Genomic DNA, 24,970 nt, shown 5'->3' on the forward strand with positions numbered 1-24,970 from the left:
TTTTCAGACTTTTGTCAAATTTTGCTTTTGCTTATATTTTTGAAAGTCGTTCCCGCTCTTTTTACAAATCTTCTTTTTGTCTTCCCCAATGTCGAGAAAATGGGTCTCTTTTCTAGATGTGTTTCCACCCTCCTTACAATTTTTTCATCCATACCAGGAAAGCACGAAGAAACAGTAAACGTCCCTGGAAACGCTTTAACACCTTTTATTCCCTCTGTATCAGCATGCTTAATTTGGTACACCATATTGTCTAAAGCCTCATTAAAATAATTAATTTCATTTTCAAGCTTGCGAATATAGGCTTCATCACGATAGGCTCGCTTAATTAAAGGTGGCATATCAGGCCAATAAAGCATTAAATCTATCCATTCCCGTTGAGCAATCCATAATCCCCCCTGACACTGTGCTTTATGTTCTTGAGGAAAGCTCTTTTGATAAAAATAAGGAATGAGAACTTCAGGTTTTTTTGTTTTAATTTCTAATAGTCCATTTGTTCCAATAAAAGCATCGGGAGAAAATCCTTTTTTGCGATCATCGGCTAAAACAAATCCAATAATTTCAGGCTGTGTTTGAGTGAGCGTGCCATAAAGCTGGCGTGCGACAGGTTCTAATTCTGTTCCTCGTCGCATAGTAAGCGTTGTGCCCTCCTCAACGATTTTTCCAGTGATTCTTTCTCCGGCGAGCTTCATCATAATGGAATAATATTTTTGCGTTTTTTGTCCCTGTTTTTTTTCTGCCATAACCATTTCAAACAAAGAAGCAGTAATCAAACCACTGCGTGCTTTAAACCATTCATCTGTTCCTTGAACACAATCGATAACGATTGGCATAATATTTTCTCCCTTTAAAAAGCCCACTTTTGGAACGCTTTCTCAATATTCAATTTTGATTTCTGACAGCTTTTTATGTGTTGCTTTTTTCCTCCAACATCATCTGATGTTTCTTGTCTCACTTTTGCAAATACAGTTTGTGTTTTGTTATTGAATGTATGAACTGCTTTTGTTTTCAGATATTTTTTTAATTTTTAGAGACTTCTATATGCTTTTGGTGCAAAATATATGCGCATATTCTGTAAAGCATGCGCTTTATTTAAAATTCTTCTCACTCAATGAGCCACCTTTATCACTTCTCTTCTCAGACTCATCTGGCTCATCTGTTTGTCATGTTTTTCCACAGTAACTTTTTTTATCAGGTCTTCTCACTTGCAAATCATTTTGAAGGTTTTTTTGTTCTGACATAAGTCCTTTTCTCGCAGCTCTTTACTTGTCAGATCCAATCTTGGCAGCCCATTTTTCTTGACCAAGCATAATATCGTTTTTTCTCTAAATTGCCTTCTTATATATTTTTTCTCCCATTTTTAGCTTTTATGTCTTTACAAAAAATGGGAGACTGCGAGATTTTGTTATTCTTCTATGAAAAAATCATCTCGCAGATGTTCGTAAGCAAGTTTTTTTGCAGCGTGTTGTGCTACCGTGTATGATGTGAAAGGTACTGCATTTTGTTTTTGTGGTTCGAGTTTTATGGTATTTTTGTTTTTTCCAGCATAATAGAGTGAAATTCCATTATAAATAGTTTTGAGATAACTTGGCATGATTTTACCACCAATAGTCTTTTAATACATCACATGGACGCAAACGGTGTTGTTTTTCGTAAGATCCATAGAGATTCTTTTCGTACTCTCTCGCAACTTTTTCATCTAAACAGGCATGATAGGCATCGCTGTTGAAAATAAATGGTTGTAGTTGTGCATTTTGCTCATCAAGATCATTATTTTGGATATAAGCATATGCCAATTCTTCACTCACATCATCCGCATGAAGCGTTATAAGATCAAGACGCAAAACTCTTTGAACCATTTCACATTCTTCAATAAATTCGAGGACTTCTTCTACTTGTTCGATAGGTCCTTCATATGCATCGCTCTTTTCATTTTCACAAAGAATTATGATAATTTCATCCTCTTTAACGAATGGAATATTTTTCATGATTTCCCCCTTTGGATAGTTGATAAAGGGTATCTTTATCTTGACATGACCAAATATAGCAGTAGTCTTATATCCTCTATTGGAGATATGTCAATTATTTTATCCTTAATAAAAGATATATTTTAATCTGTATGGCGTAAAAACAACATATGTGAATGCAAAATTTACCCACCTTCATTTGCATAATACCGTTGCACTGTTCTCTATTTGTTCTTACCAACCCAACACCAATAGACAAGGGAAGCTAATAGACGGGGGAAGCTAAAATGAGTGATTTAAAATTAATAAAATATTGGTGCACTCTTGATCAAAAAACACAAAAAGATATCATTCTTATGCTTCGCCATTTGATCGCCGTAAAAGAGTCAAAATCGCTTGCCTCTCCTCCGGAGAGATCTTCGAAATAAGCTCTATAAACTCTTGATCTTCAAAGCTCATGCTATCTCCATAAAGAATATAATTTATACTCACGTTAATTTCATGGCAGATACGAGCAAGAGATTCTATTGTTGGCTCTTTACCTTCTTTAAGAACAGAATGAAGGTATCCTGCCCCCTTTCCTGCAGCAAGAGAAATTGATCTTTTTGACCGCCCACTTTTTTCAAGTGCTACGCGTAATCTTTGACGCCAACCATCGATATTCATAGTCTCACCATATAACGCGTCTCCTAAAAAAAGACACGTCCTTTTTAAAAAATGGACTTGTATTATCCTCAAAAAAGGATAAAATTTATTCTCTGGAGGACAAATTTAATTCTCGGACAATAAAAACACTCTGCCACCCCAAAGGATGCAAAAAGGTGCCCCCGAAAACCTATGCGTCTAAATATTGTATTATTAACCCTTTGCCATTTACGCAACATCAAACTGTAAAGTTGCATGCATTTTGGCATACATAATAACATAACCTATGAAATATTATAAAAACATTTAAAGATCTATCATCCAATAGAACAAACTGCAACAAAACTGTAACATAATAGCTCAAATATAAACGCTCTCAAAAATATCATTGAAATGCATCAAAGCATTCATTTCAATTTTATTACGAGTAAAGCTATATAAATAAAGAATAAAGTAGATTGAAGTATGAAACACGCTCATCAACAAGAAACTCCTCATTATGAAGCCTCCACACTTCCTTATGTGTGTTGGTATCAAAATGATTTTTTAGGAAGCGTGCGTGGAATGCGCGCGCATGAAATTGGCATTTATACCATCTTACTTAACGAAATGTACGCTCGTGGTCGCCCTTTAGAATTGTCAACAGAAAGACTAGCACGTCTTTGCGGCTGTGATAAACGAACTTTTACCCATGTTTTAGAGATGCTAATTGAAGAAGGTAAGATTTTAAATTTAGCAAATGGTTTATGGAATCAGCGGTGCGAAAATGTTTTTCATGAGCGAATAAAATTGCTAGAACAAAAATCATTTGCGGGTCGCGCTTCAGCAAAAAAACGCAATAAAATCAATAAAAGAATTCAACACTTGCTTAACAACACAGCAAGAGATGATGAACGTAACTCAGAAGCTCAAAGGGAAGAAGAAAAACAAACACCTACCGGTGTTTGTGAAAAGAAGTTTTTTTCTTCTTCACACACAAGGAAGGAGAGAGAATGGGGAGAATCATTTGGGAAACTCTCTTCTTCCTTGATTTCCCAAGGACGAGATGAAACAGAAAATTTTTCTGATTCGGCAAAGGAAGAGAACGCACAAAGCCTTTCCCGTGCTCCTGATCATGCAGAAAATTTAACCAATTCCAATGAGCATATGGATCATTTCACCAGTGGAGCTGAAGCTGTAAAACACATAACCAATACAGCTGAGCATAGGCAAAATGCCATGAGTATGTGCAAAAAAGCTGAACCTCACATAGCCAAAGGGCAGCGTTTACCTGCCGATTGGACAGCAGATATTCATGCAGCAGTTTTAGAAGGTTTAAGTGAAGAACAAGCTCGTTGGCAAGAAAAGAAATTTCGCGATTATTGGCATGCTAAAAGCGGTAAAGAAGCGCTTAAAGTTGATTGGCAAGCGACATGGCGCAACTGGTTTCGCCGTGAAATTGAACGGTTAAAAGAGAATCAGGAAAGACTTGCAACTTTTTCCTCTCACAAAGCTTCAGCGTCGCATTCCAGCAACGACGATGCCTTTTACCGCAACCTCATCAACTACCACACGCTTTAACATGAGCACAATTTTTGAAATCAAACAAAAGCTTTCATTTCAAGCCGATTCCGTTGCACAAATGCTGCTACCACAAGGGTATAAACGTGGCAATCATTGGATTGTAGGCAATGTACGGGGTGAAGCCGGACAAAGTTTATCAGTCTGTTTGAGCGGCGACAAAGCCGGACTTTGGTATGATTTTGCCGAAGGCAGTGGAGGCGATCTTTTAGATCTTTGGTGCGGTGTAAAGGGGATCACCCTTTCCCAAGCATTAGAGGAAGCGCGCAGCTACCTTAACCTTAAACGTCCCAAACCATTTATGGCGCCTCAACGTTTTTATCATCGCCCATCACTTCCCTCTGGAGACACTCCGCAGAATTTGGTAAAAACTTACCTCAACAAAGAACGCCATATCCCTCTTGCGATTTTAGAACGTTACCACATAAAAGAAAATGGTAAAAAGATTATTTTTCCCTTTTACAAGCCAGATGGCACACTTGCTTTGGTGAAAGAAAGGCTAGCGCAAGCAGGTGCAAAAGCAAAACCAACAACATCGCAGTGTGAAGCAATTTTGTTTGGCTGGCAAGCGCTTTTCCCCAGGGATCCCGCTTGTGCTTCAACAAATCAATGCGCCTTACAAACGGATTCAGAACTTACCTTGGCACAAAAGGAAGATTGCTCTACAGATCAAAAATTTACATCCGTCCAGCAGAAACCTGTCTCAGCGAATCAGCATCTTTCTCCAGCAAGCCAAGAGCTTACACCAGCGCAGAAAGAAACTTTTTTAGCAAATCAAGAGTGTCTTGCAACAAGTCAAAAACTGATATCAGAACAACAAAGGAGTTGGGGAGCATTTTTAGCGAATCAAAAATTTGTACTAGAAAAGCCAAACTTTGGCTCAACCAATCGCACAATTGTCATCACCGAAGGCGAAATTGATGCCCTTTCACTAGCCGCTTACGGCTATCCAGCAGTTTCAGTGCCATTTGGAGGAGGTACTGGAGGAAAACAAAACTGGATTGAAAATGAATTTGATCATTTAGAATCGTTCGAAACCATTTTTTTAGCAACCGATATGGACAAATCAGGAGAAGAAGCAGCCCATGAGATTGCCAATAGACTTGGTCGCCATCGCTGTTATCGCGTCCGCTTGCCCAAAAAAGACGCAAATGAATGTCTGACCACAGGTATCAATATTGAAACCATACAAGCAGCTTTTTCGTCAGCAAAAAGCTTCGCTCCAGAAGGATTAAGGCGGGCTTCCGACTATAAAAATAAAATCATTGGACTGTTTTGGCCAACCCCAGAACAGCGTCAAGGTTACACGGTTCCCTACCCTAAGCTCAAAGATAAACTTTATTTTCGTCCAGCAGAATTAACTCTTTGGAGTGGATCTAGTGGTGTAGGAAAAAGCCAACTGTTGTCGGATTGCATCCCTCATTGGATTGCACAAAAGAGCCGTCTTTGCTTAGCATCGCTGGAAATGAAAGGAGAACAATCCTTGCGCCGTTTAATAAAACAAACAGGAGGATTAAAACACCCTACAAAAGAAATGATTGAACAGATCTTACACTTTTTAGATGAAGGGCTTATTCTTTATGAACATGTTGGAAAATCAAGTGTCGACACATTGCTTGATGTCTTCGATTATTGCCGTGCACGTTATGGCTGCGACCAATTTATTATCGATAGCCTCATGCGACTGGGAATCGCTTCTGATGATTACACAGGGCAAGAACAAGCCGTTTATAAAATGGTGAATTGGGCAGTTTCAAATGCAGTGCACATTCATCTTGTTTCCCATACACGCAAAAGCGGCCTAGAAAGGGAAGTGCCTACCACTGAAGATATTAAAGGTGCTTCAGAAATTGGAGCGAATGCGTTTAATATTATCACCATCTGGCGCAATCGGTCGTTAGAAGATAAAATTTGCGCAACATCTAATAGAGAAGAAAAGGCAGCTTTAGCCAAACGTCCCGGTGTCATTATGAATATTGCCAAACAACGTTCCGGTGATTTTGAAGGAAAAGTCGGTCTTTGGTTTGACCTACAAACCTATCGTTATCGTTGTTCTTGTGAATATTCTTCATCTACCAGACATTATCTTGGACAAGCAGAAAAACCAGCCAAAGAATCCTTGCAATGATAACTGCCCTTACCCCAATATTACCCTCTTGAATGTTACATAAACTTTAAAGCATTCCCTTGTTTTTCTTACAAAATTTGGCACAAAAGAAAAAGCTTGAGCAACAAAAAAGTAAAGTCCAATCTCTCTCAATACTCACCTGGCTAACAGCATTAAAATTTCTCTTTTGCAAGGAGACAACATACCCACTTTTTTGAAGCATACCACCAAACCATAACTTTGAAGGAGATATTATGCCTTATCAAAACAAGCACAACAATAAAGATGCACAAAAAAGAAAAGCATCCACTCTTCCTTCCTCTCACCACGCTACAGAGAAACAACGCATTGGACACTTAAAAACGCAAGAAATATCTGTTAAGACAAGCAATCCTTACTTTCAACCAGCCTACCAAGAAAGCACCAGTAACCCGCGAACCATTGTTGCCATTGCCAATGCCAATAGCCGTCCCATTGCACTTTTATATGCAAAAGGACATATCAATAAAGCACAATATAAAGCAGCAGAACGTTTTTATAGTTACTGGCGTCAAAGCCAAGCTGATCTTCACATGAGCCTTGATTATACGCGTCAAAAGGTTGATGGAAATCAAGCTTATGTTCATCCCATTGAAAGTCAAATAGAGGCAACCAATCACTTAAACACGATCAAAATTTCCCTTGGTATTCTTGGCTATCAGCTTGTTGAACAAGTTGTCGGTTATGGTCAAGCAATAAAAGATTTACATGCCTCAAAACGCAAACAAAATTCACTTGCTGACCATTTACGAGATTGTTTAGATTTACTTGCCTTGCATTGGGGATATACAAACCAAAAATGCTCTTAAGAAACTCTCTGCACTACATAAAAAGTATAAAAAACAGCAGATTAAAATTCAGGCAATAAACAAGAAGTTAAACATTATAAGTACTGTCAGAGGCACCATCGGAAACACTCTCTTCATAAAATAGAATGAGTGATAACAGTAAATATTGAAAATGATTACCAGCTTCACTCATTTTATTTTTCTCACACCTAACGCTCTTAAAATGCCCCTTTCCCTAAAAACCAATGTCACTAAAAAATAAATGGTCGTCTTATACAGATTGATAAATTTTTTCTAAAAATTGTTCTTTCTATTTCTCTACTCTTCATTAAAGAGATACATCCTTAAATAATCAGTACATTTCAGCAAATAAGGGGGGAAGCATTGCAGCATTCGCATTCTTTTTACAATTTCAGCAAACTGCTAGTTTTTCTTTTCTCGTTAGAATCTTGCTTATTATGAATGAGAAAACATTTTTCATATCAACAATATGTTTAAAACAATATGTTTAAAATGATCTATATAATAAATTATAAACAACAATAAAAATACATATTCGTCATATGTGTAAAAGAATAAATTTATAATAAAACCAAATATGTCACCTTTATTTTATTCTATATATTTTTAATGATATGACACATATATTTTTCAGAGTTTCCTTTATGAACGTTATTCAAACATAGTCAAAGAAAGAAAAATATAAAAATCAATTTTTCTATACATACTGTATTTTTATCTTTATTGCTCAAAATTAAACTTTATATCTCCATAAGAGCTAAAAAAGTTTTATTCCCTTAATGAAAAAAGAAGTATCTATTAAAGATAAAAAAAGAATTCAAAGCACAAATTAAATAACGATAATTATGATAAAAAAAGATTATAATAATCTTTTATTATAGAAATTATTATTACAAGATATGCTTCAATATTACAGCATTTAAGTTAGTATTTATAAGTGTTTATTGATTATATATCTTTTTATTATGATATAAATAAATGATTTATAAATACCAATTTGATGACGATTTTATTTATATATTTTAAATTCCGTTTTGATTATAAATAAAAAAAAATTTTAAAGAATTTCTCTAATAAATTCGTAGTTTTATTGAAAAAGAAAAGGATTAAATTTCTAAAATTATAGATAAATTAGATTCTTTTTTATAACTGTTGCATTTTTACTATAGTTATTTAAAGTGTTTTTATATATAATCCATTATGATATTTATTTACAAGAATAAATATAGGAGAAAAACTATGAATATCAGATATCTTTTTATAGCAGGTGCAGTTACCAGTAGCTTAGCTTTAGCAATTCAAACATCTGATCATAAGGCAATACAAAAAAATTCTCCTGTTATTACTAATTTTACTGATGCTAAAAAATCTTTTACTTATAATAAAAAATCTTTTACTTATCCAAAAAAGGATTTACATTTTATTGAAAATATAAATGGTACATTCGATAATGTTGACCTTGTTACAAGCAGAATACCACAAGAAAAAATGGATGATTTTTATAATAATGGAAGAAAATTAATAGGTGCACTCTTTGGTTTTTTACGCTCTATTGCGAATATTATCATACAATTATTTTGCAACACACCTTCTTCTCACAGCTAATTAAATAATTAAAGTTGTGCATGAGAATTCATAAATATAATCTCCAAATATCAAAATATATTTCATGGATTCAAATTGCTTAAAAGGCCCTTTATTTTTTAGGGCCTTTTAATAAATTTATACATACTACCCCTTTTACTTATATAATAGTTTATTCTTTATAAAAGGTTAAGCGATAAAAATTTAATTCTATAATTTTGTATTTTTTATGAATTTGTTTTGCTTAGCTTTTATTTTTATTAATAACGAATATCGTTTTATACTTGTTCTATTTCTTATTTTTATAAAGGTTTACTTTTATTAAAAGGCTTAAGCAATGCAACTTTCATTCAATAAACTTTCTTCATTTTTTGGAGCATCTATTTTGCTTGATTTTTATCTCTATGTTACAGCAATATTGTTTTTCTTTTTATTGGTTATTTGCTCTAAATAATGCGTTAAGGGAGTTAAAGGTTTAATAAACAGAATCTGATAAAAATTGATAAGATAAGTTTATAATAAATGCTTTTTACTGTTTCTTTGCTTTATTATGTTTTATCTGAGCTTTTTTTTAATGTATCATTATTATTTATTTTAAATATTACTGAAATTTATGAGAACAATTTTTGTTTTGCTCAAAATTTGTTAATATTATTATCGTATTATGGTTGTTTATTATGAAATTACAATTAGAACATGAAAGAAAAATGCCAAACAAACCAATAAAAAAATTTAATGAAAGGGCTTGTTGAAGATTTGAAAATTTACCGAGAATTGAATCTCTTTACTATTATAATGAAATGGTGCGGGTGGTCGGACTCGAACCGACACTCCTCTCGGAACCAGATTTTGAGTCTGGCGCGTCTACCAGTTCCACCACACCCGCACATCATTATAAATGAACAAATTTGTTCATCACCTCTGGCACTATATGAAGAAGTTTAGATTCGTCAACATAAGACTTCTCTTTATTTTAAAAATTTATATTATTTTTATTCTGCTTGGTTTATTAAACGTCAATTTTTTAATCTTTGTCTATTTAAGCTTATGAAAAAACCTGTAACATTGGAAACATTAAAGCTTTGGACGATTTCTTTAGCGAATAGGCCTACAGCGCCGTATTGGCTTGGATTTGTTGCTTTTATTGAAAGTTTTATTTTTCCAATTCCAGCAGATATTTTATATATTCCCATGGTACTTGTCCGTCCGCATCGTGCTTATCACTACGCTTTTATTGCTACTGTGTGTTCTGTTTTAGGAGGAATTGCTAGTTGGTGTATCGGACATTTTACTTATGAAACAATTGCCAAACCCATTTTAGAGTTTTATGGTAAGTATGAAAAGTTTCAAGCACTGCGAAATGATACGACTTTGGACTTTTTGGTGGTTTTACTGATTATTTCAGGTTTTTTTCATTTCCCTCCTATTAAAATTGTAACAATCTTATCAGGAGCTATGAATGTACATCTTGGAATTTTTATTATAATATCAATTCTGACTCGGGGAGGGCGTTTTTACTTTTTTGCATGGCTCATTAAACGTTTTGGGCAGAAAATTGTTAATTTTATTTTTCAGAATTTTAAATGGATTATCCTAATTGGTTCTGTGACGCTTTTAACAATTTACGGAATTTTTGTATTTTTTATAAATAAACACTTGTTATTTTAAGGAACATGCTCAATGGCACGTACTTCGTCTTTTTGGCATATTTTACATCGACATCTTTACATGGCACCAAGTAAAAAAGAGCAAGGCTTATGGGCTTTTTTTCTTATTTTTTGCTTATCCACCACCATAGGTGTCGCTCTTGGATTTGAATATATTGGTGGATATCTTCCTTGTAATCTCTGTTTAACGGAACGTTTACCTTATTATATCGCCTTACCATTTTTGCTTCTGGCAGGTCTTGGCGCGTGGTTTTCTCGTATGTCTTTTGGGGTACAATTTTTATTTTTTTGTGTTTTTGTCTTAATGGCAGGTAGTTCAGTCTTAGCGCTGTATCATACGGGGGTCGAATATAATTTTTGGCCAGCCCCTGCTAGTTGTGGTACAAACGCGACGGCTTTAACAATGGACGCAAACCAGCTACTTAATCAATTAAATAACATCCACCCTGCTTCTTGTGCTGATGCACCATGGCGGTTTCTTTTTCTCTCATTTGCTGGGTGGAATGCTGTTTTTAGTTTACTTTATACAGTGATCTGCCTTTATGTTGCTTCAAAAGGTATCCTTTCAAGACGCAAACAGATATCATAGAAAAACAAAAAATATCACAGAAAACCTAGGGTGTAACAGCAAAGCCCAAAGGAGAGCGCAAAATTGCGCTCTCCAATTTTAACATTTGGCAATATTTTGTTTTATTTTTCTATTTTCTCACCAGCATAATAAAGCCTTGTCAGCAATATTCCATATTCTGATTTATTTTCAAAAGTGGCAAAAAAATGAAAATAATTGTATAGTTTATCCTCTTCTCTTCTATACTTATTAGCAATAGTTTGATAAAAATTATATAGAAAAGCTATAGAATAAGTGAGGGGCATAATCAGTCAATATGAATGGTATGCTATGCCAAAGGATAAAAATACACCACCTTCTTTTTTAACTCCATCGTCTACCTCCTCCTTTGATATAAACCAGCTTGAAGAGCCCGGTGTTCCCATGGAACACGACCATGACGCATGGAAAGAGCACGTGCTAGGGTATGACTTAAACGCTCCTTATACACGTCCACCTCATATAAAACCACGAGTGAAATCAGCACCACGTATTAGACAAGTTTTTTGGTGCGACTTTCCTCATGATTCGATATTGCCAGAATTTTGGAAAAAACGTCCTGTTTTAATACTCTCCAAAAATGCAAAACTGTATGGCAATGTGACAGTATTGCCTTTTACGACAAAGTCACAACCTAATAATCCAGCTGCATTTGCACTTCAATCGCCTATAAGCAACAAAAAAGCATGGATTATTTGCAATTATGTCACAACAGTTTCCGTCAGTCGTTTAAGCTGCTCACGCAATATACCAAGATTGTCCGAAAAAGAGTTTCATAAAATTGTTGCTCTTACTCTAAAATTTTTACCGCGTTTACAACATTAATAAAAAACTTTATTTTTAATTAAAAAATAAAGTAAAAAGTTTGACTTTTTCAAAAATAGACGTATATATAAGGGTATCTACGGCATCAGTAATGGTGGCCGCTTCTCCGCAAAGGAGAGACAGGAACGAAGGAGTGGTTGTCCACTCCTTTCGTCATTTATGGATTGATTTTGCGTAAATATTTTGACGCCCATTGTAAAACTTTTATTTATCTTTCTAACTATTCTTTGTGAAAGCTTTAATATATACTTTTTATCGTACCGATCTTAAAATATCTGCAAATCATATAAGTGATACGTGAAATCTTTCTTGTTGAATCAGTTGAATTTTTTATCATTTTTCATGCAAACGAAACAATACACATATCGCCAAACGCTAAATGTATTTTCATAAGTTTTGTCAGGAGCTCTTTTTCTTTAAAAAGAGCCTTTACCAAACATAATAACTCCCAAACATAATAACTCTTTGTGAAGCATAAAATCTCTTATCGGCATGATTTGCCTATTCTACTTATTTAGTTATTCTCTGTTATGCCTGTCATTCATAGCATTTGCGCATATTTTTAATTTTAAACACATCCTCTTTTTTCACGAGATTTTTTTTGAATAATTTTTTCTTGTCTTCATGGAAAAAGTTCTTTTTTTTCCGTTCTCTTTCTCAGCTTTTGAAACTTTTAATTAACTTTTTTCGATTGACTTCTATTTTTTTTTTTCTATATTTTAGAATTATTCTAAATTAAATGAGAACAACAAATGCTAAAATCTTTTTTTTCGTTTATACAACGCAAGATACTGTCCTTGGGTTCAACAGAAGGAATGAAGATTCGTGAAACAATACTTCGTGCGCTGAAATCGAAAGAAAAACGTGCCACTGCTTATCTAAGATATGCACAAGCTTTAGCGCCTTATTCTTCTAAGCAAGCTGAAATTTTTACAGAAATGGGACTGCAAGAATTGAAAAATTATAAGCAGCTTTTTCGCCTTTCTCGTAATAATTTTTCCCATACTGCAGCGCAAGTATACACACATCCCTCTTTTGTAAAAAATAAACGCTTGCATACTCAGGCTCAAACTGCAGCAGCAGAGACCAATCAAGAGACACACGATCCATCAAAAGTCGATAGACAGACAATTTTAACATGGATTCAACCAGGTCTCGCAGGGTTAATGGATGGATCTGTTTCCACCCTTGCCCCAATTTTTGCCGCAGCTTTTGCTACAGGTGATACACACAAAACCTTTTTGATAGGACTTTCTGCTTCAGTTGGTGCAGGTCTTTCAATGGGTTTTACTGAAGCTGTACATGATGACGGTAAATTATCAGGTCGTGGTTCTCCACTCAAAAGAGGAATTGCCAATGGTGTTATGACAACGCTTGGGGGATTAGGACACACGCTCCCTTATTTAATGAGTTCTTTTTACATCGCGACAACCATCGCATTTATCGTAGTATTTTTTGAACTTTGGATTATTGCTTGGGTTCAAAATAGATTCATGTCGATACCCTTTTGGAAAGCAGCTTTACAAGTCATTATTGGCGGCGCTCTGGTTTTTGCCGTGGGTATTTTTATTGGCAGTATATAAAGAAAACACAAGTGTTTAACTCCACTCAACAAACAACGGATCTTACCTATATCCAGAGATCGTTAGATGCTTGTTTTGTAGAAAAATTTTTACTAAGGTGGGTCTTTGTCTTTTCATTTTAGGAACGCCATGACCATGCCTGATACGCAAACCAACATACAATTCAATAGCCAAGAAATCTCCTCTTCCCATCGTTCCCAACAAATAGTCTTATCTGTCCAGCGTCTTCAACATGGAAAAGGTTTAGAACTTCCTCACTACGCCACAGCAGGTTCAGCGGGTCTTGATTTAAGAGCGGCACTTTTAGAAGATGAAACAATTGTTCTCGCTCCTGGGAAACGCGCTCTTATTCCAACCGGTCTTATTTTTCATCTTTTACCTGGATTTGAGGCGCAAATACGCCCACGCTCAGGCTTAGCTTTAAAACATGGTATTACATGCCTGAACACTCCTGGTACAATTGATAGCGATTACCGCGGCGAAGTGAAAGTTCTTCTCATCAATTTAGGGCAAGAAGATTTTTCCATACAGCGTGGGATGCGCATTGCACAAACAGTCATCGCACCAGTTGTGCAAGTTCATGTTTGCGAAATTGAACCGAATCAACAAACCAGCGAGCAAACATCAAATAACATAAAAGCGCGTGGTGCAGGTGGATTTGGCTCAACAGGGCATAATTAAGCATAGATACAGAGATAACTTTCCTCTCTATATTAAATATTGAGTAGAAAAGAACTTTGCTATGTAAGATGACGAGTGAGCTTTTTTACCTCGTGACAATTTATACGTATTTGTCATATCTCTATTGTGAATGTGATGACTCATCATTCTTCATACCTGCTTTTGGTTGGTTTACCATGGGCTGCATATGATTTGTCACATCGGTTTGTGCATTTTGTTCTTCACTTTTTGCAACAATATTAACAGATTTCTGCAGTCCCATCAGGCCGACTTTAGTATATCCAGCCATTCGTATTTGATTAAGCAAGTCCACAACAGCTCCATACTCAATTTCGCTATCTGCTTTAATTAAAATTTTTGTTTCTAGATTTTGATTTGTTTTTTTCAACAAAGCTTCAGCGAATGCTGTTTTACTAACTAGAGTATCACCAACATAAAGAGAACTATCCTTTTGTAAAGTAACATAAAAAGGTTCATCACGTTGTTCAACAGAAGGCGCTTGCGTTATAGAAGGTAACTGAACAGAAATGGCTGATGTTGCTAAAGGTGCAGCCACCATAAAAACAATAAGCAAGACCAGAACGACATCAATGAAAGGTGTCACATTAATTTCATTGTGCAACCCACTATCATCACTAGCCCAATCATCATTAAAGTTTGCTTTCATGATTTACAACTTTTTTGGTGTATTTGCCTATCGAGTTCGCGGCTTAAAATCCTTTCAATAGCGGCAGCGATATCGCCCAAATCATTTCGATAACTGCTTAAAGCACGCATAAGAGCATTATACATTACAATGGCAGGAATAGCCACAAAAAGTCCAATAGCGGTTGCAAGCAAAGCTTCAGCAATTCCAGGTGCGACCACATCAAGCCGCGTTGTTTGAGATTCAGCAATTCCGATAAAAGCATTCATGATGCCCCACACAGTTGCAAAAAGACCAACAAAGGGGGCAATGGCGCCAATAGTTGCTAAAACAGCACTTCCACGTGCAACGCGATGCGTAGCGGCCAACAAGCAGCGTGACAAAAGCAAATGTACACGTTCCTTCACCCCATCATTAAGATCTCGAGCAATTCCTCCATACCGAACGGCTTCTTCATAAGAAACGTCATTTTCACGACAAGCCGCCCGCTCACCTTGCTTGCTACTAGAACTTTCATTTTTCACAAAATTGATCTGTTGTGTGGAAAGATAAACTTCTTTTAAAACTTCTTTTAAAAATTCTACACCAACACCTTTGCTCTCTTTTAGCCCCGCATTCAAACGCGCAAGTGTTTGTGTATTAAAAATCAATTGAAGTTCATAGCGTGCTCTTCGTTTTGCTATCGTTACTTCAACAATTTTAACAAAAGCAATCGTCCAAGAAACAACAGACGCCAACAATAAAGTAATAATCACAGCTTTAACGACCCAATCAGCCGCCATAAACATAGAAAAAGGGGAAAGATCATGCGTAGAAAGTGCAGCAGACACACTGCTTGAGGGTACTGTATCAGATTCCATTTCCGTTCCATACCATTTAGGTCTTACATTTTTTATTTTCCTGTCACAATCAAGCCACCCCGCCGTAGCATCACTGTTCTGTAACGTTAATCCCCTATAATTTCACTGTGTGTTCAATTTAAGGAACAACCTATAATAAATCAAGTATAGTTTTATTCTAAACTTATTAAAAAATGTCGTTTTGGATTTTTATATAATACAATTTATTTCATACATTACTGAACTTCATAAGCAACTTCATTTTACTTATAAGACTAAAGTGTCAAATTTCTTTTATCAAAAAAGCTTTTTAAATTGAAGAAAAATAAGGGAACCAAAACAAGTGTTTGACGTTACAAAGTTGTAAAATTTTTTTACTTGAAAGCAAATGATCACAGTCAGCGTAAAATAATAGGTAACAGTACAAAGAAAGAAATATCATTATGGCAAACAATAAAACAGTAGAAGATCACAAATCAGTATCAGAAAAAGATTTGCAAGCACAATTCGAAAAATTACGCAATGAAGTTTCAAATATAACTTCGAATTTAACCAATTTTGGTGCAGACAAACTAGACAAAGCTAAAGATAAAACAGAAAAACTGTACAACTCAACAAAAGAAAGTGGTGAAGATATGATATCACATACACAAAACAGTATAAAAACTTTTGAAGATGCTCTAAGCCGGTGTGTTCGTAAGAACCCGAACAAAAGTGTCCTCGTTGCAGCAGGATTCGGTTTTCTTCTTTCACAATTATTGCGTCACTAATTCTCATGTATAAGTTGATAGCTCTTTTTTCAAACCATTTTATTGGGAGAGAATTAAAAAACACGGTTAAGCGAATACGCCTTCAAGCAATATGTTGCGTGGTTGTTGGAGCTTCAGCGTTCATGTCTTTGATATTTTTATGTGTCACCGGCTTTATTGCTCTATGCTCTGTTACCACTCCTCTTGTGGCTGCTAGCATAATGTTTTTCCTATGGTTGCTCATTGCAGCATTAGGAGTTGTCGTTTGGCACGTTCTTAGAGCATATCAACGCTATTCCCAACAAAAAAAATGGGAAAAACAAGAAAAACTTCTAGCAGAAACAGCGCTTTTGAGCTTTTCAATGCTAAGCAAACACATTTCTTGTTCCAAATTGAGCATTCCAATTCTTGGGCTTATAACCTGCTTTTTATGGAAACGAAATAAAACAAAACACTTTTAAGAGATATTTTATATCTCTCCTATCCCACCCAGTGCTTTCTCTTAAACCATAGTGAGAGAAAGTACTTTTTTGCATACCCTCCTTTCATCCTCATTAAAGATATTGTATTTTTTTTCCATTAAAAATATGACCAATGTTTAAGGATAAGAATGAAACGTCTCCATACAATATTTGCCTCACCGCAACATTATTAATGTATGGCATTGCCAAGATCATCACTCACATCAGAAAAATTTTATCAAAATTATTGTCTGACAGCATGCTATTGAAAATCCACGTTGATTGTTCTTCAATATAAAGAACATGTTTTATTGCTAAGCTTTCTTAGAGAAGATGGAAAACTGCTTTGATAAAAATATCCTTCGTGCTTTCATGAAAATATACCTTTTAAGCAGCGTCATGATGCGCGATAACATCTATCATCTCTGTGACAATAGCATTAAGAACTTCTTGGTCATCACCTTCAGCCATAACGCGAATCACAGGTTCTGTTCCCGAGGGACGAATGATCAATCGTGCTTCTTTTCCCAAACGCTGCGTTGCTTGACTCACTGCTGTTTTGACCGCACTTTTTTTCAGCACATTTTTGTTTTGAATCAAAACATTTTTTAAAATTTGTGGCACAGGCTCAAACTGCTTACACAAATCACTCATAGAAGTTTGCCTCTCTCTCATACAAGAGAGCACTTGCAAAGCAGCCACCAATCCATCACCAGTTGTTCCAAAATCACTTAACACAATATGCCCAGAAGCCTCTCCCCCGACATTATATCCCCCCTGACACATCGCATCAACAACATAGCGATCACCAACATTGGTCCGCACAAGCTCCAACCCTTTGCTGCTCAAAAAGCGCTCAAGTCCAAGATTTGACATAATTGTTGTTACAATACCATTGCGCTTTAAGCGCCCTGCTTTATGCCAATGTTCCGCAATGACAGCAATTAACTGATCGCCATCAACTGTTTGCGTTTTTTCATCAACAAGCAAAACACGATCTCCATCTCCATCAAGAGCAATTCCCACATCGGCACGCACTTCATGAACCTTTTGTTTTAAGGAAGTAAGATCGGTTGATCCACATTTTTGATTAATATTAAAACCATTTGGTTCATTATTAATAGCAAAAACCTCAGCACCCAATTCCCACAAAGCACGCGGTGCAGCTTTATAGGCAGCTCCATTTGCGCAATCAACAACAATCCGCAAAGAATCCAAAGACATATTGCGTGGCAAAGTTCGTTTCGCATATTCAATATAGCGATAAATATCCCCTTCAACTCGCTTTGCGCAGCCAATTTCTGTAGCATTTGCTAAAGATTTTGAAAGGTCTATATCAATTAACTCTTCAATTTTTGCTTCTATGTTATCTGAAAGCTTAAAACCATCATGACCAAAAAGCTTAATCCCATTATCATAAAAAGGATTATGAGAAGCAGAAATCATCACTCCAATATCAGCGCGCAATGAACGACACAACATAGCAACAGCAGGCGTTGGTACAGGACCAAGTAAAAAAACTTCCATTCCAGCAGCAGTAAATCCTGAAACTAAAGCATTTTCCAACATATAACCAGATAAGCGGGTATCCTTACCAATCACCACACGATGCGACTGACGTTGCGATTTTAAAAAAACCCCCACTGCCATCCCTACTTTCATAGCAAAATCTGGTGTCATAGGAAAAGAATTGGCTTTGCCTCTAATTCCATCTGTACCAAAATATTTTTGTGCCATCTTTATTTCCTTCATATGCACATTCCTGCGCGATCCTGATATAGTAGTAAAAATTTTGATACAACAAAATCCCCTTAAATAGTGAAACTCTTTACAGTTTGTATTCCTTTAAAGAACAAATAGAACTGCCACTCTCTACCCCATACCCCTAAAGTTTTTAATTTTGCAAAGACCATGAAGCACTTCAATACAATATTTTGTACCGCATGTATTAATTCTTCTTTTACAAGCTTGAATCAATGAAAGAAAAGTTGATCCTATCTCATAATAAACCACTTCATCTCCAATGCTTATATCTCATACCTAACAATTATTCTTGAATATGTTTAGCTTATGCAGACACAGCTCTAAACTCAACAAAAGAATAAATTTACAATTTATATTAACAACAGGTCTTATCCAAATCAGCTTTTCAAATATTTTTTGTACTCTTTTGAAAAAAAATATTGCCGATTTTATATTTTATGCACTTTTATAAATATTACTTTAAAAGGTGCAGGGAAACCTACACCTTTTAAAAATTTTACTTAAAGTTTTGTAAAAAACATCTACTCAAGAATCATCAGAGGATTCTTTTTTTTCTTTGCGTTCAGCGGAATTTGACTTTTTTTCAGCTCCACTAGACTTTTTCTCTTTAGACTTGGTTTCATTAGATTTTACCGTTTTTTTTCTAACTCCCAGTCCTTTTTCTTCGTCATGATCACTCACATGTGTTTGATCTTCTGTTTCGCTTGCAGGCTCTCCCTTACTTATTCCAGTTTTCGGCACAGATGAAGTGCGCAAAGGAGCATTTTCATCTTTATGTGTGCGTGAAGGAGGTTTTCCTGCAATAACTTCACTAATTTCAGCACCTGTTAAAGTTTCATATTCTAATAATCCTTCTGCAAGAGCAAACCATTCTTTCTTTTTTTCCTGCAGAATTTTTGTTGCATTTGTATAAGCATCGTCAATCAGCTTACGCACTTCAGAATCAATCATACGCGCGGTTTCTTCAGAGACATTTTGTGTCCGTGCCACGGAATGGCCTAGGAAAACTTCATCCTGATTATCGCCATAAGCAACATTACCCAGCAGATCAGAAAATCCCCATCGAGTGATCATGGCACGTGCTAATTTTGTTGCTTGTTCGATATCAGACGAAGCACCAGAAGTGATATTTTCTTTTCCAAACTTCAATTCTTCCGCCACTCGTCCCCCCATCATAATGGCAAGACGAGAAATCATCCATCGATAACTCATGGAATAGCGATCACCTTCAGGCAACTGCATCACCATACCCAAAGCTCTTCCTCGTGGTACAATCGTTGCTTTATGAACAGGATCAGCAACAGGCACATTAAGCGCCACAATAGCATGTCCTGCTTCATGATATGCTGTGAGCTCTTTTTCTGCTTGTGTCATAGCGGTTGATTTACGCTCAGCCCCCATCATAACCTTATCTTTAGCATCCTCAAACTCTTGCATCGTCACCACTCTTTTATTGCGGCTAGCAGCCATAAGAGCAGCTTCATTGACAAGATTCATCAGATCAGCACCAGAGAAGCCTGGCGTTCCTCTTGCTAACACTTTCAGATCAACATTAGGCGCCAAAGGCACATTGCGCACATGAACTTTTAAAATTTGTTCGCGCCCCATAACATCAGGGTTTGGCACAACGACTTGCCGATCAAACCGCCCTGGTCTTAACAAAGCAGGATCGAGTACATCAGGACGGTTTGTTGCAGCAATGAGGATAATGCTTTCATTAGGTTCAAAGCCATCCATTTCAACGAGCAGCTGATTTAAGGTCTGTTCACGTTCATCATTTCCACCACCCAATCCTGCACCACGGTGGCGTCCCACAGCGTCAATTTCATCGATAAAGATAATACAAGGCGCATTTTTTTTAGCCTGTTCAAACATATCCCGCACACGGCTTGCACCAACACCAACAAACATTTCAACAAAATCTGACCCTGAAATAGTAAAAAAAGGCACATTAGCTTCACCAGCAATAGAGCGCGCAAGCAGGGTTTTACCCGTTCCTGGAGGACCAACAAGCAAAACACCACGTGGGATACGTCCTCCTAAACGTTGAAATTTTTGTGGTTCACGCAAAAATTCAACAATTTCTTGCAGATCTTGCTTTGCTTCTTCAACCCCGGCCACATCCTGAAAGGTAACACGGCCCTGAGCTTCATTAAGCAATTTTGCTTTAGACTTCCCAAACCCCATTGCGCCACGCGACCCGCTTTGCATCTGCCGCATAAAGAATATCCACACTCCAACGATGATTAAAACAGGCAGCAAAGAAAACAAAAGATTTAGAAAAATACCATTCCCAGAACTTTCAGGAATAGCTTTAACATTAACATTCTTATTTTCTAATTTTTGTATCAAGCCCAAATCTCGTGGAGCATAAGTTGAAATAACTCTAAATTCAGAGGTATATCCTGTTAATTTCTGACCTTGAATAGTCACAGATTTAATCTCATCATTCTCAACTTTTTTCAAAAATTCAGAATAAGATACCTCTCCACCTCCGGAGCGCTGACCATCTCCATTAAAGAGAGAAAACGATACAATCAAAATTAATGCAATAACCCCCCAAATAAGGAGAGAACGGTAATTGGAATTCATATTATGTCCACTTACTAAACCATGTCAAAATTCTTAAATATTTCCCCTAACATATAACCTTGTTTGTCCCTTGCCAAGATATGAGAAGATGTTTATCACTTTTTCAGGTCGTTTTTCTTTATCTTTTTATCTCTATATTAAAAAAAGGTTCAAGAACATTAACAAGAGCAGCATCTTCGCTTAATAAAAGCCAATGAAAAGGTGCCATAATTCTTTTTATAACAACATTTTTAATCGCATCTTGTTTTTGTTGAAAATATGTCTGATCCGTAAGCTCTGGAATATCGATACCTTTATCATTTGAAATCATTAAAAGCGATTGTAAAGAGGGGAAATGAGGACGTTCAATATCAAACATGTTGTTTTTTAACAAGGATTGCAAATGTCCCAAATCAGCTGCGCCTACCTTTATAGGCACAGTCCCATAATTGGTGATTTGGTAGCGTCCATCCCATAAAAAAGTTTTTTTTACTCCAACAACAGCTTCTTTAATATTTCGAGATTCACGCCACAAAGTGATTCCACTTTGGCTATGTTCAATAACGGAACCTGCCAAAGTGAAGCGCTGTTTTTGTGGAACGGATAGACACAACTTTTTGCTAAGAGTGATGAACTTTTTAAAGGGAAGCAAATAAAATCCTCCTCCCATCAGCGCCGCAAAAAGTCCAACCACAAAAGGAAAATTGGGATGTTTATGTAAGAATGGCGCAGGCTTTCCGATAAAGCAACACCCATGTTCAACAACAACATCTAAAGCCAAGATCAAGTCAGCAATATTTTGTGCCTGTTTACGACGTTCAAGTGCGGCTTCATTCACTTTTTTAGCAATAACAGTGAGCTTGTGTGGATGAAGAGAATGGCGCACACGCACACGTTCAAAATGAATATCCTCATTTGTTGGATCATCAATCCATGTTTGTCCTTGAACACACAAATAAGCACGCAATGTTTTACGTTTTACGCCAAGAAGTGGTCGGATTAAGCGCACTTTTTGACGTAATAATGCTTCACGCGAAATACAGGATAAACCGCGCTCATACATCAAAATACACTCTTTTTTTATGATATTTTTTGCCGCGTTTGTTGTACACCCTTCCTCGCACTCAGCTTCAAAACACTCTTGCTCTACAAGACTCGCACGCTCTCGAACACGTTGATGACGCATCTGATAGGTTTCAACCTGATCATTGAGTGTGTGCCCTGTCATAATGAGTGTTGCGCCTTGTTTTTGCGCTTCTTGAAACAAAAGATCATAGCGAGCAGTGCGCGCTTTTTCAGCGATATTCGTTTTCGGCTTATTGCCTTCCCATCGCAAAATGACATGCTGAATGCGATGTGCATGACAAATTTTTGCAACATTTTCCGCTTCATAAGCAGATTCTTTGCGTAACTGGTGATCTACAGTCACAGCAATCATCTCTGGAGGAACAGTCATAGTCCTTAAATGATCTCTGACCAAAAATAACAAAGCAAGCGAATCACTTCCTCCTGAAACCGCAAGGATTAGTTTTTGACATTGGATAAAATCTGATGTTGTAAAGAGATCTTTTGCTAATTTTATAAACATCACAAATGATTTCACTCCCTTTATAGATGCTTATAAAAGATACTTTCTAACATTTTTAAATTATTTTGTTTTTGTTCCAAGAGAACACAATCCACTTCATTTTTCTCAAAAGCATCCATACTAATTTGCTAGCTTTAATAAAATTTCAGAATCGGAGAAGAGTTTTTTGTTTGTATGCCATAACATGAGATACATTTGAACCACTTCATAATAACGCTCTTGTCTCAAGAAAACTTCTGCGCACAAAAACAAAACACCAATACCCAAAAGATCTTCTTTATAACGATTTTGAAAAGTGCAAAAACTTTATCTACATCATAATCTTTGAGAAAGAACTCCAAATCTTCTCAACTTCTTACCTTGCGCTGCACTTTTCGTTAAGGCAAATGTATGAGCCACAAAAGACAGCACACTCCCAAACGAAAAATGTTATTCCTCGAAATAGAATACTCTTACTGGAAAGGAGAGAATCAAAAACAAAAGACATTATATCTCGAGAGAGAATATCTTTGCTCACGCTTAAAGCCACAGTCTTTTTAACGGAAAGTGCCGTATTATAGCAAAAAATTCTGTCGGATTTTGCGACGCACTTTGAGAAGTGAAGGGAAAACAACATATAAAAGTTTATATAAAAACAATGAATTTCCAATTTCGTTTTTTAAATATATATATCCGTTTTCCCTAAAAATCTCATCTCATAACCTCGATTGACCATTGGTATTCGTATTCATTATTGCCAATTACTGCCGTTGTTGATTACGGTAACAGCACGACGGTTTTTGTTCCAACAAGAAAGATCGTTACATATTGCAACAGGTCTTTCCTTTCCATAAGAAATTGTTTGTATCCGTTGTGCAGATACACCAAGAGAAATCAAATAATCGCGTACTGCAACAGCACGCCGCTGCCCAAGTGCCAAATTATATTCACGCGTACCACGTTCGTCAGCATGTCCTTCAATGGTAATCAAATAAACAGGATAACGAAGCAACCATTCTGCTTGACGCGCCAAAACGCGCTGCGCGTCAGGTTCAATAGAGGAAGAATCCAGACTAAAGAAAACGCGGTCTCCAACAGTAACCATAAAGTTCTGCTTTGGATTTTGCGGCATTTGATAAAAGTCAGAATCACCACTGAAAGAGCTGTTCATATCACTGGTAGCGTTGATATGTTTTCCTCCACAAGCGACCAGAAATAGTGAAAAAAACAAAATGACTGTCAATGGATGGAAGAAAATATTTCTGACAGAGCTCATAGACTGGTTCTCCTTGTTGTAAACATCAAAATTGAAGGGATTAACTCTTTTACTTGTTCTTCAAGAATGATTATTAACTATTAGTGAATATATGATTTACTATCGTTTAATCCCCTACATTTTTTTACAACAGCCTTTCAGAGAGTAACATAATACGAACAGTTGCATACTTATACACAATAAGTCTTGCTTTGTTTACGTATTATCCTGACGGTTTTTCTGCAGCGCGTTTAACTTTGCAAAAACTTTATCAGCATCAAAATTTTTGTTGAGATCTTGTATATCTTCTTCTTCACTAAAAGTGACATTTTCTGTAACCGATGCAGGAAGCAAAGATTGGTCCGCCTCAGCCGAGAGAGGACGATCTTTTGCAACACGCTGAAGTTCAAGATCCAAATCAATTTGCGAACACAAGCCAAGCCCTACAGGATCCAGAGGGACCAAATTAGCGCTATTCCAGTGTGTTCTGTTACGAATTTGCTCAATAGTTGCTTTTGTTGTACCAATTAAACGTGCGATCTGAGCATCTTTTAACTCAGGATGATTTGTCACCAACCATAAAATACCATTTGGACGATCTTGACGCCGAGAAAGAGGGATATAGCGCGCACCTTTGCGTTTTTTTTCAGGAATGTGAACTTTTGATTCTGAAATTCTCAAACGTGCATTTTTATCAGCCTCCACACGTGCAATTTCGCTACGCGTTAACTGCCCAGAACTAATTGGATCCAACCCCTTAATACCATAGGCAGCTTCGCCATCCGCAATAGCTTTTACTTCCAACACATGCAATTTACAAAATTCTGCAATTTGATCAAAAGAAAGTGCAGTATTATCAACCAGCCAAACAGCTGTCGCTTTAGGCATCAAAAGTTGCGTTGCCATCTCTATAATATCCTTTTATTTCCTTTTAAAGGCAGACCATTGCCCTCCCCTAAATTATGGGGTATTTTTTATATATAGGCCTTTTCTATTGCGCTCAAAATAAAGTGAGACGCAGAATAAGCCGTTTTTACTATAAAATTA

Annotated in this window: 21 protein-coding genes and 1 tRNA gene; 10 read left to right on the plus strand and 12 right to left on the minus strand. The window is 36.3% G+C overall.

Translation table 11 applies throughout. The features are described from left to right. Positions 1-14: 14 nt before the first annotated feature. The 4 genes from V4P55_RS04785 to V4P55_RS04800 form a co-directional block, all read right to left on the minus strand. Positions 15-830: a lambda exonuclease family protein gene (locus V4P55_RS04785; protein WP_455473965.1), complete on the minus strand. Its 816-nt coding sequence runs from the start codon at positions 828-830 to the stop codon at positions 15-17. 572 nt (positions 831-1,402) lie between these two features. Then, entirely contained in the window at positions 1,403-1,591 is a 189-nt protein-coding gene (locus V4P55_RS04790) for a hypothetical protein (protein ID WP_455473966.1), read from the minus strand. 4 nt (positions 1,592-1,595) lie between these two features. Further along, entirely contained in the window at positions 1,596-1,985 is a 390-nt protein-coding gene (locus tag V4P55_RS04795; protein WP_455473967.1) for a hypothetical protein, read from the minus strand. Positions 1,986-2,318: 333 nt separating this feature from the next. Then, a complete protein-coding gene (locus tag V4P55_RS04800; RefSeq protein ID WP_455473968.1) occupies positions 2,319-2,630 on the minus strand; it encodes an XRE family transcriptional regulator in 312 nt (103 codons plus the stop codon). Between the two features lie 444 nt (positions 2,631-3,074). Here V4P55_RS04800 and V4P55_RS04805 point away from each other — a divergent pair, with 444 nt between their 5' ends. The 4 genes from V4P55_RS04805 to V4P55_RS04820 all read left to right on the plus strand — a co-directional run bounded on the left by V4P55_RS04805 (position 3,075) and on the right by V4P55_RS04820 (position 8,729). Beyond that, entirely contained in the window at positions 3,075-4,169 is a 1,095-nt protein-coding gene (locus V4P55_RS04805; protein ID WP_455473969.1) for a YdaU family protein, read from the plus strand. Between the two features lies 1 nt (position 4,170). Beyond that, positions 4,171-6,297, plus strand: coding sequence for a toprim domain-containing protein (locus tag V4P55_RS04810; RefSeq protein WP_455475045.1), 2,127 nt, complete (start codon positions 4,171-4,173; stop codon positions 6,295-6,297). Between the two features lie 233 nt (positions 6,298-6,530). After that, a complete protein-coding gene (locus V4P55_RS04815) occupies positions 6,531-7,124 on the plus strand; it encodes a hypothetical protein (RefSeq protein WP_455473970.1) in 594 nt (197 codons plus the stop codon). 1,239 nt (positions 7,125-8,363) lie between these two features. After that, a complete protein-coding gene (locus V4P55_RS04820) occupies positions 8,364-8,729 on the plus strand; it encodes a hypothetical protein (RefSeq protein WP_455473971.1) in 366 nt (121 codons plus the stop codon). Positions 8,730-9,509: 780 nt separating this feature from the next. Here V4P55_RS04820 and V4P55_RS04825 read toward each other — a convergent pair. Further along, positions 9,510-9,594 (minus strand) — tRNA-Leu (locus V4P55_RS04825). Positions 9,595-9,755: 161 nt separating this feature from the next. On the opposite strand from V4P55_RS04825, the gene V4P55_RS04830 reads away from it, so the two are divergent. From V4P55_RS04830 to dut, 5 genes are all read left to right on the plus strand, one after another. Then, positions 9,756-10,376, plus strand: a complete 621-nt coding sequence (locus tag V4P55_RS04830) for a YqaA family protein (protein WP_455473972.1) — start codon at positions 9,756-9,758, stop codon at positions 10,374-10,376. 12 nt (positions 10,377-10,388) lie between these two features. Continuing rightward, positions 10,389-10,964, plus strand: coding sequence for a disulfide bond formation protein B (locus V4P55_RS04835; protein ID WP_455473973.1), 576 nt, complete (start codon positions 10,389-10,391; stop codon positions 10,962-10,964). Between the two features lie 309 nt (positions 10,965-11,273). Next, positions 11,274-11,807, plus strand: a complete 534-nt coding sequence (locus V4P55_RS04840; RefSeq protein WP_455475046.1) for a type II toxin-antitoxin system PemK/MazF family toxin — start codon at positions 11,274-11,276, stop codon at positions 11,805-11,807. A 752-nt stretch (positions 11,808-12,559) separates the two neighbouring features. Then, entirely contained in the window at positions 12,560-13,390 is an 831-nt protein-coding gene (locus V4P55_RS04845; RefSeq protein ID WP_455473974.1) for a VIT1/CCC1 transporter family protein, read from the plus strand. 135 nt (positions 13,391-13,525) lie between these two features. After that, on the plus strand, positions 13,526-14,071 hold the full coding sequence (gene dut / locus V4P55_RS04850; RefSeq protein ID WP_455475047.1) for a dUTP diphosphatase: 546 nt from the start codon (positions 13,526-13,528) through the stop codon (positions 14,069-14,071). A 121-nt stretch (positions 14,072-14,192) separates the two neighbouring features. On the opposite strand, the gene V4P55_RS04855 is transcribed toward dut, so the two are convergent. After that, entirely contained in the window at positions 14,193-14,738 is a 546-nt protein-coding gene (locus V4P55_RS04855) for a biopolymer transporter ExbD (RefSeq protein ID WP_455473975.1), read from the minus strand. Further along, entirely contained in the window at positions 14,735-15,577 is an 843-nt protein-coding gene (locus tag V4P55_RS04860; RefSeq protein WP_455473976.1) for a MotA/TolQ/ExbB proton channel family protein, read from the minus strand. The genes V4P55_RS04855 and V4P55_RS04860 overlap by 4 nt, the downstream gene beginning before the upstream one ends. Before the next feature lie 422 nt (positions 15,578-15,999). On the opposite strand from V4P55_RS04860, the gene V4P55_RS04865 reads away from it, so the two are divergent. Further along, the gene (locus V4P55_RS04865) at positions 16,000-16,326 is read left to right on the plus strand and encodes a DUF883 family protein (RefSeq protein WP_455473977.1); all 327 of its coding nucleotides are present in this window, start codon (positions 16,000-16,002) and stop codon (positions 16,324-16,326) included. 827 nt (positions 16,327-17,153) lie between these two features. Here V4P55_RS04865 and glmM read toward each other — a convergent pair. The 5 genes from glmM to V4P55_RS04890 all read right to left on the minus strand — a co-directional run bounded on the left by glmM (position 17,154) and on the right by V4P55_RS04890 (position 24,829). After that, positions 17,154-18,503, minus strand: coding sequence for a phosphoglucosamine mutase (gene glmM / locus V4P55_RS04870; protein ID WP_455473978.1), 1,350 nt, complete (start codon positions 18,501-18,503; stop codon positions 17,154-17,156). A 552-nt stretch (positions 18,504-19,055) separates the two neighbouring features. Next, positions 19,056-21,122 (minus strand): ATP-dependent zinc metalloprotease FtsH, encoded by a 2,067-nt coding sequence (gene ftsH / locus V4P55_RS04875; RefSeq protein WP_455473979.1) that lies wholly within the window; start codon positions 21,120-21,122, stop codon positions 19,056-19,058. Positions 21,123-21,240: 118 nt separating this feature from the next. Then, a complete protein-coding gene (gene tilS / locus V4P55_RS04880; RefSeq protein ID WP_455475048.1) occupies positions 21,241-22,689 on the minus strand; it encodes a tRNA lysidine(34) synthetase TilS in 1,449 nt (482 codons plus the stop codon). Between the two features lie 730 nt (positions 22,690-23,419). After that, positions 23,420-23,944 (minus strand): peptidoglycan-associated lipoprotein Pal, encoded by a 525-nt coding sequence (pal, locus tag V4P55_RS04885; RefSeq protein ID WP_455473980.1) that lies wholly within the window; start codon positions 23,942-23,944, stop codon positions 23,420-23,422. A gap of 195 nt (positions 23,945-24,139) precedes the next feature. Then, a complete protein-coding gene (locus V4P55_RS04890; RefSeq protein ID WP_455473981.1) occupies positions 24,140-24,829 on the minus strand; it encodes a DUF1013 domain-containing protein in 690 nt (229 codons plus the stop codon). Positions 24,830-24,970 lie beyond the last annotated feature (141 nt).

The sequence above is a fragment of the Bartonella sp. B30(2025) genome, assembly GCF_053793825.1.

Excerpts from the sequence above, each read along its gene's own strand:
- V4P55_RS04785 (WP_455473965.1), bottom strand. The coding sequence starts at position 830 with ATGCCAATCGTTATCGATTGTGTTCAAGGAACAGATGAATGGTTTAAA.
- V4P55_RS04790 (WP_455473966.1), bottom strand. The coding sequence starts at position 1,591 with ATGCCAAGTTATCTCAAAACTATTTATAATGGAATTTCACTCTATTAT.
- V4P55_RS04795 (WP_455473967.1), bottom strand. The coding sequence starts at position 1,985 with ATGAAAAATATTCCATTCGTTAAAGAGGATGAAATTATCATAATTCTT.
- V4P55_RS04800 (WP_455473968.1), bottom strand. The coding sequence starts at position 2,630 with ATGAATATCGATGGTTGGCGTCAAAGATTACGCGTAGCACTTGAAAAA.
- V4P55_RS04805 (WP_455473969.1), top strand. The coding sequence starts at position 3,075 with ATGAAACACGCTCATCAACAAGAAACTCCTCATTATGAAGCCTCCACA.
- V4P55_RS04810 (WP_455475045.1), top strand. The coding sequence starts at position 4,171 with ATGAGCACAATTTTTGAAATCAAACAAAAGCTTTCATTTCAAGCCGAT.
- V4P55_RS04815 (WP_455473970.1), top strand. The coding sequence starts at position 6,531 with ATGCCTTATCAAAACAAGCACAACAATAAAGATGCACAAAAAAGAAAA.
- V4P55_RS04820 (WP_455473971.1), top strand. The coding sequence starts at position 8,364 with ATGAATATCAGATATCTTTTTATAGCAGGTGCAGTTACCAGTAGCTTA.
- V4P55_RS04830 (WP_455473972.1), top strand. The coding sequence starts at position 9,756 with ATGAAAAAACCTGTAACATTGGAAACATTAAAGCTTTGGACGATTTCT.
- V4P55_RS04835 (WP_455473973.1), top strand. The coding sequence starts at position 10,389 with ATGGCACGTACTTCGTCTTTTTGGCATATTTTACATCGACATCTTTAC.
- V4P55_RS04840 (WP_455475046.1), top strand. The coding sequence starts at position 11,274 with ATGCCAAAGGATAAAAATACACCACCTTCTTTTTTAACTCCATCGTCT.
- V4P55_RS04845 (WP_455473974.1), top strand. The coding sequence starts at position 12,560 with ATGCTAAAATCTTTTTTTTCGTTTATACAACGCAAGATACTGTCCTTG.
- dut (WP_455475047.1), top strand. The coding sequence starts at position 13,526 with ATGCCTGATACGCAAACCAACATACAATTCAATAGCCAAGAAATCTCC.
- V4P55_RS04855 (WP_455473975.1), bottom strand. The coding sequence starts at position 14,738 with ATGAAAGCAAACTTTAATGATGATTGGGCTAGTGATGATAGTGGGTTG.
- V4P55_RS04860 (WP_455473976.1), bottom strand. The coding sequence starts at position 15,577 with ATGGAATCTGATACAGTACCCTCAAGCAGTGTGTCTGCTGCACTTTCT.
- V4P55_RS04865 (WP_455473977.1), top strand. The coding sequence starts at position 16,000 with ATGGCAAACAATAAAACAGTAGAAGATCACAAATCAGTATCAGAAAAA.
- glmM (WP_455473978.1), bottom strand. The coding sequence starts at position 18,503 with ATGGCACAAAAATATTTTGGTACAGATGGAATTAGAGGCAAAGCCAAT.
- ftsH (WP_455473979.1), bottom strand. The coding sequence starts at position 21,122 with ATGAATTCCAATTACCGTTCTCTCCTTATTTGGGGGGTTATTGCATTA.
- tilS (WP_455475048.1), bottom strand. The coding sequence starts at position 22,689 with ATGTTTATAAAATTAGCAAAAGATCTCTTTACAACATCAGATTTTATC.
- pal (WP_455473980.1), bottom strand. The coding sequence starts at position 23,944 with ATGAGCTCTGTCAGAAATATTTTCTTCCATCCATTGACAGTCATTTTG.
- V4P55_RS04890 (WP_455473981.1), bottom strand. The coding sequence starts at position 24,829 with ATGGCAACGCAACTTTTGATGCCTAAAGCGACAGCTGTTTGGCTGGTT.